We start from the raw sequence: 16,428 nt of genomic DNA on the forward strand, positions 1-16,428 counted from the left end.
ATGCCTTGCATGAGATGCTTGCCCCCACGGGAAGTATATGGGTTCATCTAGATGATTCAGAGATGCCGTATGCGCGCGTACTTCTCGACGAGATTTTCGGGCGAGAGAATTTCGTGTCACAGATTGTTGTGGAAATTAACCCCAAAGGTCGCCAGCTAGACCGTTTTTTTGCAGCCTGCCACGACTATCTTCTGGTGTATGCCAAAGACATCACTAAGCTGACGCTAGAACCCGGGACTACTCATTCTGTCGATCCCACAGATTTCCCCCTTATGGACGATAAAGGAAGATACCGCCTACTGCCGCTGCGAAACACAAATAAAAAATTTAACCCAGCGACAGCACGAACGATGAGTTATCCACTCTATGCGAATCCGGATACGGGAACTGTTCGGGCAGAGCCCTTTATAGGATCTTGTCAAGTGATGCCCGTTTTTGGAGACTTACAGCCAGCAGTGTGGCGATGGTCGGCAGCTACTGTCGAAAGCCGGTCAGATGAGCTCTTCGCCCGCTATGTGCATGGTCGTAAAGGGACACGACTCGATATTTTCCAAATTGATCGTTTGCATCCGGGACGTCGGAAAAAACTAAAAACTATCTGGAACGCCACGGAAGTTGGCTCCTCAGATTCAGCAAAACTATCCTTGCGGAAGAAATTTGGGGAAGAAATTCAATTCGCCACCCCGAAGCCTGAACCACTCCTAGAACGCATCATTAACGCCGCTACCGAGCCCGGTGACTATGTGTGGGATATGTTTGCCGGCTCTGGAACAACGGGTGTTGTTGCGCACAGGTTAGGACGCAAATTCGTTCTAGCAGAACGAAACCCTAGTACTGTTGCGACGCATATTCGCATGCGACTAGATGATGCCGGGGCTTCGCCCTACTGGCTAGAAGTGCAACCCCGGTATTAGACGGTATTAGACGGTAGCAGGGGTACTCCCCGCTCCCCGCTACCCCTCATCGAGGGCAGTTGTCGCTTCCAGCGCACGTCCTTTTTGCGCACGAGCAAGATCGAACAGTCCTTCGCGAAGAAAGCGTTGTGCACCACTTGGAAGATCATTTTCAGCGGCAAGCATATCCGTAATGAGACGCTGCACTGTAGGCGCATCACCCCAGAGGGGAAAAGCCCGCTCCGTCACAGTGGACGCCACTTCACCTCCACGCTTCTGCCAGAGCCGAACAACATCTGTAGGATACTGATTCGCAAACGGTGCAACTAGCGCATCTTGCCCAGCCCAGGCAAAACCATCAAGTAGTGCTACTACGGACCAGTTACTAGCAACATCGCCATCTACTGCAAAAATTTTCTCCCACACAGCAGCCTTATTCTCCGGGGTGGGTAATGTGGCTCCGGCTGTTAATGCTCGTCGAACACCCATACTGGTGTTGTCGTTCGCTAGTGCGGTATCAATGTCATACTGTGTGACAAGCCCATGAGCCGCAAGCGCAGTAAGTACTGTCCATCGAAGATCAGTATCCAGTTGAAGATCGTTAATATTTGCCGGCTCAAGAGACTGAGCAGCCCATATATCCCACAGCAGTCGTGTTTGATCCTCATTAAGTTTGCACTGGCAGAACGTAGTGAAGGCAATAAGCTGTTGATCCACCCCAAAGCTGGGTTGTTGCGCAATAGTGAGCAGCGCATCGCTGAAAAGCCGCCACCCTTCCATCTCCGCCCACTTCGGGTCAGCGAAGAATCTCAACACCTGCAATGCACGGGACATAAGATGTTCCGCCACAGGAAGTTCTGATTCCGATCCTATAGCGCGAGCGATAACTTCAATAAGGGCAGAACCTGGCAGGGTGGCATGCATTGTCATCTCTTCCAACACACCCCAGCACAGAGCACGGGGAAGAGGATCCACAATATCTTCAATATGCTCAACGACAGTTTCTATACTCTGCGGATCGAGCTCTAGCTGGCAGTATGTGAGGTCTTCATCATTGGGGAGGAGTAATGCTCCCTGCAGAACATTGTGCAGTTCAGGAATATCAGTCCACTCATCAATAAGGTCAACTTCGGCATAATGCGTACGTACTAGAGTTCCAGCCGAATCTGTCCCAATAAGGTTCGCGGAAGTATCAGAATTATCAGTGCTGGAGCTATCGGTAGCCGTCATAGCGTACACGCCTACACCAACACGGTGCGGACGTAGCTCGCCAGCGCCGGGCTCCGCACCAGTTTGGTGGAGAGTGACGGAACTGTAGCGGGCAGAATTGTCACGGGGGTCGCTGGCAATGTCAAAGTCGAGGGATAGCGTATTACGGCCGGTTGTGGTGAGCCAGGCTTCTGCCCAGGTGCGGAAATCTTTATCGCAGTAGACGCTTACTGCGTCCAGAAGGTCTTGGAATGTGGCGTTGCCGTAGGAGTGTGCCAGTAGATAGTCGTGGAGGCCTTTGAGGAAGGGGTCTAGACCAGCGTAGGCGACGAATTGTTTCAGGACGGAGCAGCCTTTGGCGTAGGTAATGCCGTCGAAGTTGGCGTCTAGTTCTTCTAGGCTCTCCATGGTGGCGGCGATGGGGTGTGTGGAGGGGAGGTCGTCTTGCCGATAAGCCCAGTTTTTCTCGGTTGAAGTGAAGGTGGTCCAGGCTGTCTGGTAGGTGGTGGATCCGAGCTGTGCCATGACGCTTGCCCAGCTGGCAAAGGATTCATTGAGCCAGAGATCATTCCACCACTGCATGGTGACGAGGTTTCCGAACCACATGTGGGCCATTTCGTGGAGGACGGTGTCGGCGCGGCGTTCGTATTTCCAGGCGGTGGCGCGGGAGCGGAAAACATAGTCTTCGCGGTAGGTGACACATCCTACGTTTTCCATGGCGCCGGCGTTGAAGTCGGGGACGAATACTTGGTCGTAGGATCCGGTGAAGGGGTAGAGGATTCCGAAGGTGCGGTGGTAGTAGTCGAAGCCGCCCTTGGTTAGCGCAAAAATGTTGTCCGGGTCGAAGTAGGGGGCGAGGGTTTCGCGGCAGTACAGGTTGAGGGGGATGGTGATTTCACGTCCATCATCGCCGTGCCAGTGGTAGGTGTCGCTCCAACGGTGGTAGGGGCCGGCGCAGAGTGCAAAGACGTAGGGGCAGAGGGGATTAGTTACTTGGAAGTGGTGGGTGACGGCATCGACGTCTGCATAGATGGGGGATTCTGCGGGGGTGGAGGTGGCGATGCTGCTATTGCTGATAATTTCCCATCCTGCGGGGGCGGTGACGGTGAGGTCGATGGGGGCTTTGAGGTCAGGTTGGTCGAAGCAGGCGAAGACGCGTTTGGAGTCGGCGGGTTCGCATTGGCTGTAGAGGTAGACGGTTCCGTCGGCGGCGTCTACGGCGCGGTGTAGGCCTTCTCCAGTAGTGGAGTAGTGACACCATGCGTCAATGTCGATGGTGTTGTGTGCGGCAAGGGAGGGGAGGAGAAGTCCATTTTCGCCAGTTTCTCCGCTGGCAGAGAGGGTGGTGTTGTAGGCGTCAACGTCGAGAGATTCACCGTTGAGGGTGGCGCTGATGAGGTGAACATCACGCAGGTCGAGGAAGGTGGAGTAGCCGGGTGTGGTGCAGTCCACTTCTATGGTGGTGTGGGAGCGGAAATGTGTTGTGGGAGAAATATTATCAACGTCGTGCGCAGTACTGAAGTTAATAGCGGAGTTGTCTGCGGGATTGACGGTGGGTTGGGTGACGTCGAGGCGGATGCGGTAGGACGTGACAGTGAGGTGGCTGGCGCGTTCGGCAGCAGTATCGCGGGTGAGGTTAAAGGACGTCACAGTAAATCTCCTCTGTATAGGGTGGAGGGATGGGGTGGATGGAGCTTCAGTGTTACCTGGGGTGCTATCTGGAATAGTTGTGGAGTGGTTCTGGAATGGTTCTAGTGGACACTCTAGTGGCTTGTTTTTATAAATTCAGCAGTAAACGGATGTAAGCGGGTGTAAGTGAGGATAGCTGCGCTGTCATTGAGAAAGTCAGCACTGGTGAGGTTTTAACGCTTACTATAAATGTGAGAAACCTAATAATGTACGGAAGGAGCATTATGACTCACACTCACGCTCGCACTCGTGTAGATTTTTGGTTCGATCCGTCATGTCCATGGTGTTGGCTAACCTCCCGGTGGATTCTGGAAGCTCAAAAAGTGCGAGATTTTACGCTGACCTTCCACGTGATGAGCCTGGGTGTGCTCAATGAGGGACGAGCTCTGGACCCTGGCTATGCTGCCTACCTGGAGAGATCGTGGGGACCAGTTCGTGTTCTTACTGCGGCTGCGCAAGAACATGGGGAGGAAGCACTGGCGAATCTTTATACCGCTATGGGGACACGCTTCCACAATGATGGTCGTCTGCAAGATAAGGATGCGGTCAGGGAATCTCTTACTGAGGTCGGGTTACCCGTCACGCTTATGGAGCACTGGGATAAAACTCCGTACGAGAAAGAACTTCGCGACTCCCACCATGCCGGCATGGATGCACTGGGTGAGGATGTGGGCACTCCCTGCATACATGTTGATGATGTTGCCTTCTTCGGCCCTGTGATGAGTAGAGTTCCGTGTGGAGAGGAAGCCGGAAAACTTTTCGATGGTGCGGTGGCACTGGCGCAGTACCCCTACTTTTACGAGTTGAAGCGGTCTCGTACAGAGGGTCCAGTACTCGACTTCTAGTATGCGGTGCAGAGCAGATACGAAGTAGGCATAGAGTAAGTGCGGGGGTAGTCGGTGTATTGCGGGGAGTAAAGAATAGCGTGTACTGCCTTTACACCGTTAAGCTGTAACTATGCGAATTTATCTAGGCTCTGATCATGCCGGTTTCGATTTGAAGAATGCTATTGCAGCCCACCTCAAGAAAGCTGGGCATGAGGTCATAGATTGTGGCGCTCACGAGTACGACGCCCTTGACGACTACCCCGCGTTTTGTGTCTCATGCGCTGAACACGTGCGCGATGATGAAGGCTCCCTCGGTATCGTGCTCGGTGGCTCTGGAAATGGCGAGCAAATGGCCGCTAATAAGGTCAAAGGTATTCGCTGTGCCCTCGTCTGGAATGTAGAACTGGCGAAGCTGGCACGCGAGCACAACAACGCCCAGCTCATGAGTCTGGGTGGCCGTTTTACGAAAGAAGCAGACGCTCTAGAAATGGTGGACGCATTCATTGCGCAGCCGTGGTCAGCGGAAGAACGCCACCAGCGGCGTATCGATATCCTGGAAAAGTATGAGGAAACGGGCGTCAATGAGGGTGCGCCGGAACCTCGTGAGGTGTAAAAACTGTAGCTGCTCATAGCTAGTCATAGATATAAAAAGGGTGGGTCTCCGTAAATTCATGGAGACCCACCCTTTTAGGAAGAAGTGTCAGGACTGTAGTACACCGTCCTGTACTGCTCTGCGGGCATGGGTTAGGCGTTGCGTGACCATACTCGTTTCATCCAGGCTTCTACCTCGTCGGCAGTGCGGGGGATATCCGCGGAGAGGCGACGGACTGTGTGATCGTCGTTAACAACAATGTCGTCCTCGATGCGGATACCAATACCGCGCAATTCTTCCGGTATCAGCTCATCATCTGTACGGAAGTACAAACCAGGTTCGATGGTGAACACCATGCCTGGTTCCAGTGGTGCATCCATATAGAAGTCGCGGGGGGTGACGGAGCAATCATGGGTATCCAGGCCTAGATGGTGGCCTGTTCCGTGCGGCATCCAGCGGCGTACCTGCTGCCCGTTGGGGCTAATGGCTTCCTCAACGGAGCAGGGGAGAAGCCCCCATTCAGACAGTGTTTCGGCTAAGAAGCGAATAGCTGCATCGTGGATTTGGCGGTAGTGGCATCCGGGTTGCTGCGCTTGTTTAAAGGCTGCCTCGTTGGCTCCCAATACTGCCTCATACACTTTCCGCTGTGTGGGAGAGAAGGTTCCGGAGACGGGGAAGGTGCGTGTGATGTCGCCGGAGTAGAGGGAGTCAATTTCTGCGCCGGCGTCGATAAGAAGAAGGTCGTCGGGGGCGATGGGGCCGGCATTCTCCATGTAGTGCATGGTGGTGGCGTGTGAACCGGCGGCAGCGATGGTATCGAAACCGGTACCGTGGTCGCCAAGGCGTGCCGCTGCGGAAAAAGCTACTTCTGCAACGCGTTCTCCGCGCGGGTGGTGTACTGCTTCGGGAAGCGATGCAATAACTTTCTCAAAACAGGTGGCAGTAAGGTTTACTGCCTGCTGTATTTGGTCAATTTCCCAGGAGTCTTTCCACATCCGGACGGTTCCTAGGAGAACTTCAAATGTTTTGTCCTCTTCAGCCGTGTCATTCCAGGTTTTATCGCCGACAAGTTCCTGGACAAGAGCGTCAATAGTGGAATCTACATTGCGGAGAAGTCTTGTGGGAGTGTGTGCTACAGCTTTGCGGAGGTCACTTTCCAGTGAGGTGAGAGGACGTACTGTCAGCCCGGTGTAGGCCTCCATCTGGGTGATGGTGGGGCGGGCGCCTACCCAGAATTCGCCGTAGCGGGAATCGGCATAGAACTGGTCTGTGGAGCGGGATGCCGGCGGTTGGAAGTATAGGACGGCTTTATGACTGTTGCCGTCCGGGTAAAACACCACTGCGGAGTCGGGTTCGTATTCGAGTCCTAGCCCTGTTAGCCACACAAAGGCGGAATGTGGGCGGAAGAGGTAGTCTTCGTCGGCGGAGCGAGTTTTATACGATCCGGCTGGTACTAGGAGAACTGTTCCTGGATAGTGACGGGTGACGGCGGTGTGTCGAGCCGGAAGGAATTGTTTTACGGCAGAAACAGCAGTGTTGTCGGTAGCTTGTGATGTTTCTGCCCAGTTGCTTCCCATAAAGGTTGCGAATGTTGATGATTGGGGGGAGCGGGAGCGGTTAGCGGCGCGTTCGTCTAGGGGCTGCGGGGAGCGCAGTGTATCTAGTGTGAGATTCTGTTGGGTCATTGTTAAACCTCCTCAACAAGTCCCAAAGGGGGTGGAAAGTATGGGGGTAGTTACTTTCTTTCCATTCCGTTCTACCATGAGGGGTCGTATGCGGAACATTATATAGATTAGCGTAACCTAAGTTTTTGTACGCTATACTAAGACCACGAAAAACGCATAAGCAGGGCATATGTTATTCCTGCAGTACCCCACTAGGGAGGATATTTTATGCAGCGTCGCCGTACCACCACATCTATCCATACTGCCGCCGCCACCGTAGCTACTACCGTGGCAGCCGCAAGTACTCTTTTCGTGGGCGCTGGGCTAGCCAGTGCAGCACCCGCACCGGCACCTAACACGTCAGCTGTTGTTACATCTACAACTGTCTTTGTTGATGGTGAAGATAACGGTTGTGCTATTAAAAAAGCACTTCCAAAGGTAGGAGAACACACTCTTCTTGTTGTTGATTCAATGTGTGGTTCGCCAGTTCGCCCATTGATGGGTGGAATGAAATATGTCAAGAATAAGGGGAAGAGCTACGAACAGGTAACCGCAGAAAAGAATGGTCAACCAGTTCCGGAGTATACCAAAGAACAGATCCTTATCTCTTACGGCATTAAACAGCCGGTGTACCTCAAAGACAATCGTGATGCAGGCATCGTCGGCTACCTCGTTCTACAGATTCCTAAAGTGGGATCCATTCTTGAACTGCACGCACAGTACCAGAAATAGCGGTGGCAAAACTGTCGTTGAACTGTGGATAGTACGCGGCAGATAATGCCAAAACGTAATAAAAGCGCTGCTCCTGTGGAAAGACGCAGCGCTTTTTATATGCAGTAAACAAGGAGAGGGGATGACGGGAATCGAACCCGCGTCTCCAGCTTGGAAGGCTGGGGTAATAGCCACTATACGACATCCCCACAGATAACTTTCTGTGCCTGCTAAGACTACCCGAGAAAACCCTAGTTACAAAAATCGAGTGGTTACACGTAAGATAGTGCAAGAGCTCATGATGCTGAGATGTTGTTGAGATGTTCTCACCATGTATTGTTGAGTTGCTACGGGATGTAGCGCAGCTTGGTAGCGCGCTTGCTTTGGGAGCAAGATGTCGCAGGTTCAAATCCTGTCATCCCGACCAAAAACTTCAATCTATCAACGTGACCCCCAAACAAGGAGAACAATTCCGTGAAAAGCACTGTTGAGAAGCTCAGCCCCACTCGTGTGAAGCTGGTTATTGAGGTTCCTTTTGATGAACTCAAGGAAGAATTCGACAAGGCTTATAAGACTATCGCGGAGCAGGTAAACATTCCTGGTTTCCGTAAGGGTCACGCTCCGGCAAAGTTGATTGAGAATCATGTGGGTCGTGGCGCAGTCCTCGAACAGGTCATTAACGACATGATGCCGAGCCGCTACGAGAAGGCCTGCACTGAGAATGACGTGCAACCTCTTTCCACCCCCGACGTTGATGTGACGAAGATCGACGATCCGAATCTCATCGAGTTCACTGCCGAAATGGATTGCCGCCCAGAGATTAAGATCCCCGATTTCAAGGGTAAGGAAATCTCCGTTGAGCCACGTCGCGCAACAGACGAAATCGCGGAGCAGGGTCTGAAGGACCTGCAGGAGCGTTTCGCAACCCTCAAGGGTGTGGACCGTCCTGCTAAGGAAGGGGATTTCGTTTCTCTCGATCTCTCTGCAAAGGTTAACGGCGAAGAGCTCAAGGAAGCCGAGACCAAGGGCCTCTCCCACCGTATTGGCCAGGGCGATCTCATTGAAGGTCTGGAAGATGCCCTCGTCGGTATGAAAGCCGGAGAGAGCAAGACGTTCACCTCTAAGCTGGTTGCTGGCGACCATGCTAACGAGGAAGCAGACATTACTGTTGTTCTGCAGAAAGTACAGGAGCAGGAACTTCCTGAACTTGATGATGACTTCGCCCAGATGGCATCTGAGTTCGACACTCTCGATGAGCTCAAAGAAGATCTCGCCAAGCGTGCTAATGATGCCGCGAAATCTGAGCAGGCTGCCAATCTTCGTGACGCTGTTCTCTCCGCACTTATTGAAGAAGCCAACTTCGACATTCCAAAGGGCATTGTTGAAGAACAGGCACAGGGACAGATCCAGCAGGTTCTTTCCCAGTTCGGTGGCGACGAGAACATCCTCAAGTCCATTCTTGAGTCTCAGGGATCTGACCTTGATTCCTTCTACGATGAGGCTAAGAATTCTGCGGAAGAAGCCACCCGTACTTGGCTACTCCTGGACGCACTAGCAGAAGAACTCAGTGTCGAGATCTCCCAGAATGATCTCACTGAGGCTGTTGTTGCACAGGCTCGCCAGAACAACATGGAGCCCGAGCAGTTTGTTCAGGCTGTACAGCAGCAAGGTCAGCTCGCTAGCCTCTTTAGCGATGTACGCCGTAATAAGGCTCTCTTCACAGTTGTTCGTGATGTTGTTGCGAAGGATACTGAGGGCAACTCTCTCGATGACCTCATGGTCTTCTTCCAGGAACTCCCGGATATGCCGGAGGAAGAATCTGCTGACGCAGAGTAAGTATTCACACTTTAAAGCGAACACGGGCGTAGCGCGCAAGCCGGCTGCGCCCGTTTTCGTTACTCTATAGACGGTAAATCCTTTTCACAGGAAACAGAGAAAGCAGGTACCCATGGCCGACACAGGATTGAATCTTCCCGACTCAGTCTTCGAAAAGCTCCTAAAAGAGCGCATTATCTTCCTCGGCTCGGAAGTTAATGATGACGTCGCCAATCGTCTGTGTGCACAGATGCTACTGTTAGCAGCCGAGGACCCCCACACTGATATCAGTATGTATATCAATAGCCCTGGTGGATCTGTTACTGCCGGTATGGCGATTTACGACACTATGCAATTCATCTCCTGTGATGTCGCCACATACGCCATGGGTATGGCGGCTTCGATGGGACAGTTCCTTCTCACTGCGGGAGCTGCCGGCAAGCGTTATGCTCTTCCCCATACTCGTGTTCTCATGCATCAGCCTTCTGCAGGCGTGGGTGGTACTGCCACCGATATCACTATCCAGGCAGAAAATTTTGCAAAAGTGAAAAAGGAGATGGCGGAGCTCATTGCACAGCATTCCGGCCAATCCGTTGAGCAAATTGAAAAAGATTCTGATCGCGATAAGTGGTTTACGGCTCAAGAAGCCTGTGATTATGGCCTTTTTGATCACGTTATTAAGCACGTCCCCGGTACCGAGAAATAGAGGAGCACATACTACACATGACCGGATTTCAATCCCTCGAAGCCCGTTACGTTGTTCCCTCTTTCATTGAGCACTCCAGTTACGGCACGAAAGAATCTAACCCGTACAACAAGCTTTTCGAGGAGCGCATCGTGTTCCTCGGCTCGCAGGTAGATGATACTGCTGCTAATGACATCATGGCGCAGCTCCTCGTTCTAGAGGGCCTCGATCCCGACCGCGACATCACTATGTATATCAATTCGCCAGGTGGGTCTTTTACTTCTTTGATGGCCATCTACGACACGATGCAGTACGTACGTCCAGACATTCAAACAGTGTGTCTGGGGCAGGCTGCCTCCGCCGCAGCAGTCCTTCTTGCCGCTGGTACACCGGGCAAGCGTGCGGCTCTGCCGAATGCTCGCGTGCTTATTCACCAGCCGGCGACAGAAGGTGTCCGTGGCCAGGTATCTGACTTGGAGATCCAGGCTCGCGAAATTGAGCGTGTGCGCCGTCAAATGGAAGAGACCCTAGCACGGCACTGCAACGTTACCCCTGAACAGGTTCGTGAAGATACTGAGCGCGATAAGATCCTCACTGCCGAGGAAGCTAAAGAATACGGCATTATCGATACTGTCTTTGACTACCGGAAAGCCTCCGCAAAAAAGTAAGTCGAAGCAGTTAGGGTAGAACGGGAAGAGTCCTCCCCAGAAGCGTTACCCGCTCGTAGTGTTCGCATGTTGACCGTACTTTACGTAAAAGGAGCAGCTGAGCCCGATGGCCTATGTTGGTGACTCAAGCGATGTCCTGAGATGTTCTTTCTGCGGAAAGAAACAGAGCCAGGTAAGGAAGCTCATTGCGGGCGGTGGTGTATACATCTGTGATGAGTGCATCGAGGTGTGTAACGAAATTCTGGAGGAGGAGCTCAACGACTCCACCCAAACCACTACTGGTAACGATTTGCCCACGCCCAAGGAAATATGTGAATTCCTCGATAAATACGTGGTTGGGCAAGATGATGCTAAGCGCGTGTTAGCTGTCGCAGTCTATAACCACTACAAGCGTATTAGAGCATTGGGTGGACGTCGTCCTCGTGAAGAGGATGTGGAGATTGCAAAATCCAATATTTTGCTCCTTGGCCCAACTGGGTGCGGTAAGACTTATCTAGCGCAAACGCTGGCGCGTATGCTCAATGTTCCTTTTGCCATCGCTGATGCCACCTCTTTAACGGAGGCTGGCTATGTTGGTGAGGACGTTGAGAATATCCTTCTAAAACTTCTCCATGCTGCCGATAATGATGTGAAGCGTGCTGAGAAGGGCATTATCTACATTGATGAGATTGACAAGATCTCCCGCAAAGCAGAATCTGCCTCCATTACCCGTGATGTGTCAGGGGAGGGCGTACAGCAAGCCTTACTGAAAATTTTGGAGGGGACTATTGCCTCCGTTCCACCGAATGGTGGGCGGAAACATCCCCACCAGGATTACATCAAGATTGATACCTCCAATATCCTTTTCATCGCGGCAGGTGCTTTCGCTGGTTTAGAGAAGGTTGTTGCTGATCGTGTGGGGAAGAAAGGCGTCGGATTTGGCGCGGATCTTGTCACGGAGCAAGAAATTAAAGCGACTGATTACTTCAAACTTGTGAAACCGGAAGATCTTTCTCAGTTTGGTTTGATTCCGGAATTTATTGGCCGCCTTCCCGTAGTTGGTTCTGTTGAACCGCTTGATAAAGAGGCCTTAAAGAATATTCTTACGACTCCACGTAATGCGCTGGTGAAGCAGTACCAAAAGCTTTTTGAGATGGATGGCGTGGAGCTTGAGTTTACTGATGATGCAATAGATGCATTGGCGGACCAGGCACTTGAGCGTTCTACCGGGGCTCGTGGTCTGCGAGCCATTATGGAGGAAGTCCTCATGCCGGTAATGTTCGACATTCCTTCCGATGATGACGTACAAAAAGTAACTATTACGGCAGAGACTGTGCGTGATAAGACTGCACCGCATATTGAGCGGCTTGATATTTCTGCGGTTGAGAAGAACGTCGGCTAACAGCCGTAGTGCGCTGATAGTGTGTCGGTAGTTTTTGTCGCCCCTCATGTACTGTGTTGTTCCTCACAAAAATTAGCCACTAGGCCGCACGTAATGTTCATGCCACTGTTATTAATTTCGCAAGTATTTCTGTGACCTGCACTATTACGAAAAATTATGAGGGTTAACGTGAGTTTTTCGATATTTTATTCAGTGTTGGCCTTCACAATGCTTAGCAAACTATCCACGATGGTGAGACACTAGAGACGCAAGACTTAACCTACCGGTTAAGCCTGTTAACTGACGATAAAACATAGTTCGGATCATGAAAGGACGTGTTTCCGAAGATGACTCAGCCCAAGAAGGTCACCGTCACCGGTGCTGCTGGCAATATCTCCTACTCACTACTGTTCCGTATCGCAGAAGGCGCTGTATTCGGACCTAACCAGCCCGTAGAACTTAATCTTTTGGAGATCACTCCGGCTCTTAAGGCTGCTGAAGGCGTTGCTATGGAGCTTGATGACTCCGCCTTCCCGCTGCTAACCGGCATCAACATCTATGACGATGCAAAACAGGCCTTCGAAGGTGCAAACACTGCTTTCCTCGTAGGTTCCCGTCCCCGCGGCAAGGGCATGGATCGTGCCGATCTGCTTGCTGCTAACGCTGAAATTTTCAAGGCACAGGGCGAAGCTATGAACGGGACCGTCGCTGACGATATCCGTGCCCTCGTTGTCGGCAACCCCGCCAACACCAACTGCCTCATCCTCAACCACTACGCCGCAGATATTCCGGATGACCGCTTCACCGCCATGATGCGTCTCGACCACAACCGCGCACTCTCCATGGCTTCCAAGAAGCTGGGCGTTGCAGTATCTGACCTCACCAACATGACTGTATGGGGCAACCACGCCAACACCCAGTTCCCGGACGTCACCTACCTCAAGGTGAAGGGCGAAGCTGCCGCCGATAAGTTCGATAAGTCCTGGCTCACCGACGAATTCATTCCGAAGGTAGCTATGCGCGGTGGCGAAATCATTAAGGTTCGCGGTGCTTCTTCCGCTGCTTCCGCAGCTACCGGCGCCATCACCCACATGCGCGATTGGTACCAGGGCACCCCCAAGGGTGACTGGGTAACTGTCGCACTGCCGTCCGATGGTTCCTACGGTATCCCCGAGGGTCTCGTCTACGGTGTTCCGTGCACCTCTGATGGCTCTGGCTGGCAGCGTGTTAAGGATCTCGAGATCTCCGCTGCTCAGGCTGAACGCATGAAGACCACTGCTGAGGATCTTGAATCTGAGCGCGACGCCGTCAAGAAGCTCGGTCTGCTTGGCTAGTTCATAGCAATCCTGTAGCACTTGCGCATCATCATGGGTACGAGCGCTATATATGAGCGCTGAATACATATACTGCACATGAGATACGCTGCATGCTGAGAAAAGAAACGCACCTGGAACGTAACCGGGTGCGTTTCTTTCGTATTTGGTGCCCCGGTTCGAAAGAGACTTCTCAAACCGTTAAACTTGCAAGCGTGACCAGTGCAAAAAACTCCGCACAGAATGCCCCTACTGTTTCCGTTGATCGCTCCGGCGCACTCCCTAAGTCGTGGGATCCCAGCGCTGTTGAAGCAGACATGTATCAACGGTGGGTGGATGCTGGATACTTCCATGCTGACACCAACAGTTCCAAACCCGCCTACAGCATTGTGCTTCCACCCCCTAATGTCACTGGCAAACTTCACATGGGCCATGCACTCGACCACACTCTTATGGATGCACTGTGCCGGCGCAAGCGTATGCAGGGCTATGAAGTGCTGTGGCTTCCGGGTATGGACCATGCTGGTATCGCTACACAGTCCAAAGTTGAGCGGCAGCTCGCTGAGCAAGGCATTGATTACCATGCGTTGAGCCGTGATGAGTTCATTGAGAAGGTGTGGGAGTGGAAACGCGAATATGGTGGTTTCATTGGCACCCAAATGCGCGCTATCGGCGACGGCCTCGATTGGGAACGTGAGCGTTTCACCCTTGATGAGGGACTGTCCTACGCCGTCCAAACCATTTTTAAGCGTCTGTATGACGCTGGCTATATTTACCGGGCGGAGCGTCTTGTTAACTGGTCGCCAGTGTTGCAGACTGCCGTCTCCGACATCGAGGTTAAATACTCCGATGATGAAGGCGAACTTATCTACTTCGCCTACGGTGAGATCGGTGCTGACGGTAAACCTGTCGAGGGGAATAGCCTGGTTGTTGCCACTACTCGTATAGAGACGATGCTGGGTGACGTAGCCATCGCGGTACATCCCGAGGATGAGCGGTACCAGCATCTTGTAGGAAAAGTCTTCCCCCATCCGCTGCGTGATGACCTCACCATCACCGTTATTGCCGACGATTATGTTGACATGGAATTCGGTACCGGCGCCGTCAAGATTACCCCCGCGCATGACCCCAATGACTTTGCTATGGGTCAGCGGCATGACCTCCCCATGATCGACATCATGGACGCTACTGCCCATATCGCCAATACTGGTACTCGTTTTGATGGGCTCAGCCGTGAAGATGCCCGCACTGCCCTCACCGAAGCACTGCGTGAACAGGGGCGCATCGTCAAAGAAGTTCGCCCCTACGTCCACTCCGTGGGACATTCTGAACGCTCTGGTGAACCTATTGAACCGCGTCTTTCCCTACAGTGGTTCGTCAAAGTTGAGGATCTTGCCCGTATGGCTGGTGACGCGGTCCGCAATGGTCTCACCACCATTCACCCCGCCTCGCAGGAGCCACGCTGGTTTGAGTGGGTAGACAATATGCACGATTGGTGCATCTCCCGCCAGCTTAAGTGGGGGCACCGAATCCCCATCTGGTACGGCCCCAATGGTGAAATAGTGTGCTGCGGCCCTGATGATGAACCCCCCGCCGGGTGGGAGCAGGATCCGGATGTTCTCGATACGTGGTTCTCCTCCGGGCTGTGGCCTTTCTCCACCCTGGGATGGCCCAAGCGCACAGCTGACCTGGAACGCTTCTACCCAACGAATGTTCTTGTCACCGGCTATGACATTCTCTTCTTCTGGGTTGCCCGCATGATGATGTTTGCATCATTTGCCGGCAAGGAAGGTGCTAGCGGCAAGGACGCTGGCGATATCGGCCCCATTCCTTTCACCGATGTTTTCCTGCATGGTCTAGTGCGTGACGAGCACGGCCGGAAGATGTCGAAGTCACTCGGTAACGGTATTGACCCGCTAGATTGGGTGGAACGTTTTGGTGCTGACGCCTTGCGTTTCACACTGGCGCGTGGTGCTAACCCCGGTGCAGATATTCCCGTGGGTGACGATAACTGCCAGGCAAGCCGTAACTTTGCCACCAAACTTTTCAACGCCACACGGTTCGCATTGATGAACGGTGCATACGTCGGGGAGTTACCCGACCGCGCGCAGCTTACGGATGCGGATCGCTGGATTCTCGATAGGCTCGAGCAGATTCGTGCTGATGTGGATTCGGGTCTGGACGCATACGAATTCTCTAAGGCCTGCGAAGCTCTCTACCACTTCACCTGGGATGAGTTCTGCGATTGGTATCTTGAGCTGGCAAAAGCACAGTTGGGCTTTGCCGAGGATAATCTTCCTACGGCGCCGGCTACTCGCCTAGTACTCGGCTACGTGCTGGATACGCTACTCCGTCTACTGCACCCCGTTATGCCGTTCGTGACAGAAACGCTGTGGACGGCACTAACAGGGGAGGAGTCCCTCGTTGTCGCAGACTGGCCTACCCCGTATGAAGCTGAGCGGGACGAGACTGCTTTCCAACGCATAGATGATCTGCAGAAACTTGTTACTGAGGTGCGTCGTTTCCGCTCTGACCAGGGAGTAAAGCCGTCGCAGCGGGTTCCTGCTCGGCTGATTGGTGTTGCCGATAAGGCCGATTTGGCTAATCAGATTGCCGCTATTCGTTCCCTGGCGCGTTTGGAAGAACCGGCTGCGGACTTTAATGCCACGGCCTCCCTGGAGGTGCGTCTCTCCCGGGCCACTGTGGTGGTTGAACTTGACACTTCCGATACCGTCGATGTTGAAGCCGAACGTAAACGCGTGGAGAAGGATCTGGCGGTCGCGCAGAAGGAACTGGAGACCACCGGCAAGAAGCTGAGTAACCAGAATTTTGTGGAGAAAGCACCAGCCGCCGTTGTCGAGAAGATGAAGACGCGGCGAGAGGTCGCTGAAGCGGAGGTAGCTCGTCTAACGGAGCGTTTAGCGGCACTTCCTGCGCAAAAGTAATGTGCTCACACCGTGTAGCACTATTACGGACGATGTACTACGCGCAGTAGTACACAT

12 protein-coding genes and 2 tRNA genes are annotated in these 16,428 nt (G+C 52.9%); 11 read left to right on the forward strand and 3 right to left on the reverse strand.

The window, feature by feature from the left end; all coding sequences use genetic code 11:
• The coding region (locus QZV76_RS02875) for a site-specific DNA-methyltransferase (protein ID WP_290598291.1) at positions 1-914 on the forward strand (914 nt) is incomplete at its 5' end.
• Between the two features lie 39 nt (positions 915-953).
• On the opposite strand, the gene pepN is transcribed toward QZV76_RS02875, so the two are convergent.
• Complete coding sequence (gene pepN / locus QZV76_RS02880; RefSeq protein ID WP_290598292.1) at positions 954-3,752, reverse strand: aminopeptidase N; 2,799 nt, start codon at positions 3,750-3,752, stop codon at positions 954-956.
• A 263-nt stretch (positions 3,753-4,015) separates the two neighbouring features.
• Between pepN and QZV76_RS02885 the strand changes: the two genes are divergently transcribed.
• Together QZV76_RS02885 and QZV76_RS02890 are read left to right on the forward strand one after the other, a co-directional pair.
• Positions 4,016-4,636, forward strand: coding sequence for a DsbA family protein (locus QZV76_RS02885; RefSeq protein WP_290598293.1), 621 nt, complete (start codon positions 4,016-4,018; stop codon positions 4,634-4,636).
• A gap of 112 nt (positions 4,637-4,748) precedes the next feature.
• Positions 4,749-5,231, forward strand: a complete 483-nt coding sequence (locus tag QZV76_RS02890) for a ribose-5-phosphate isomerase (RefSeq protein WP_290598294.1) — start codon at positions 4,749-4,751, stop codon at positions 5,229-5,231.
• Positions 5,232-5,362: 131 nt separating this feature from the next.
• On the opposite strand, the gene QZV76_RS02895 is transcribed toward QZV76_RS02890, so the two are convergent.
• Positions 5,363-6,895 carry an aminopeptidase P family protein gene (locus QZV76_RS02895; RefSeq protein ID WP_290598295.1) on the reverse strand — a complete coding sequence of 511 codons (1,533 nt, stop codon included), beginning with the start codon at positions 6,893-6,895 and terminating at the stop codon, positions 5,363-5,365.
• A 207-nt stretch (positions 6,896-7,102) separates the two neighbouring features.
• Here QZV76_RS02895 and QZV76_RS02900 point away from each other — a divergent pair, with 207 nt between their 5' ends.
• Positions 7,103-7,606, forward strand: a complete 504-nt coding sequence (locus QZV76_RS02900; protein WP_290598296.1) for a hypothetical protein — start codon at positions 7,103-7,105, stop codon at positions 7,604-7,606.
• A 116-nt stretch (positions 7,607-7,722) separates the two neighbouring features.
• Here QZV76_RS02900 and QZV76_RS02905 read toward each other — a convergent pair.
• A tRNA-Gly gene (locus QZV76_RS02905) sits at positions 7,723-7,794 on the reverse strand.
• A 141-nt stretch (positions 7,795-7,935) separates the two neighbouring features.
• Between QZV76_RS02905 and QZV76_RS02910 the strand changes: the two genes are divergently transcribed.
• From QZV76_RS02910 to QZV76_RS02940, 7 genes are all read left to right on the forward strand, one after another.
• A tRNA-Pro gene (locus QZV76_RS02910) sits at positions 7,936-8,012 on the forward strand.
• A 47-nt stretch (positions 8,013-8,059) separates the two neighbouring features.
• Positions 8,060-9,421, forward strand: a complete 1,362-nt coding sequence (tig, locus tag QZV76_RS02915) for a trigger factor (RefSeq protein ID WP_290598297.1) — start codon at positions 8,060-8,062, stop codon at positions 9,419-9,421.
• Positions 9,422-9,533: 112 nt separating this feature from the next.
• Positions 9,534-10,106 carry an ATP-dependent Clp protease proteolytic subunit gene (locus QZV76_RS02920; RefSeq protein WP_290598298.1) on the forward strand — a complete coding sequence of 191 codons (573 nt, stop codon included), beginning with the start codon at positions 9,534-9,536 and terminating at the stop codon, positions 10,104-10,106.
• Positions 10,107-10,123: 17 nt separating this feature from the next.
• Entirely contained in the window at positions 10,124-10,753 is a 630-nt protein-coding gene (locus tag QZV76_RS02925; RefSeq protein ID WP_290598299.1) for an ATP-dependent Clp protease proteolytic subunit, read from the forward strand.
• Positions 10,754-10,859: 106 nt separating this feature from the next.
• On the forward strand, positions 10,860-12,134 hold the full coding sequence (gene clpX, locus QZV76_RS02930; protein WP_290598300.1) for an ATP-dependent Clp protease ATP-binding subunit ClpX: 1,275 nt from the start codon (positions 10,860-10,862) through the stop codon (positions 12,132-12,134).
• A 326-nt stretch (positions 12,135-12,460) separates the two neighbouring features.
• Entirely contained in the window at positions 12,461-13,447 is a 987-nt protein-coding gene (locus tag QZV76_RS02935) for a malate dehydrogenase (protein ID WP_290598301.1), read from the forward strand.
• A 194-nt stretch (positions 13,448-13,641) separates the two neighbouring features.
• Complete coding sequence (locus tag QZV76_RS02940) at positions 13,642-16,371, forward strand: valine--tRNA ligase (RefSeq protein WP_290598302.1); 2,730 nt, start codon at positions 13,642-13,644, stop codon at positions 16,369-16,371.
• Positions 16,372-16,428: the final 57 nt, after the last annotated feature.

Origin of the sequence: Lawsonella sp. (assembly GCF_011525565.1) — a bacterium.
GTDB lineage: Bacteria > Actinomycetota > Actinomycetes > Mycobacteriales > Mycobacteriaceae > Lawsonella > Lawsonella clevelandensis_A.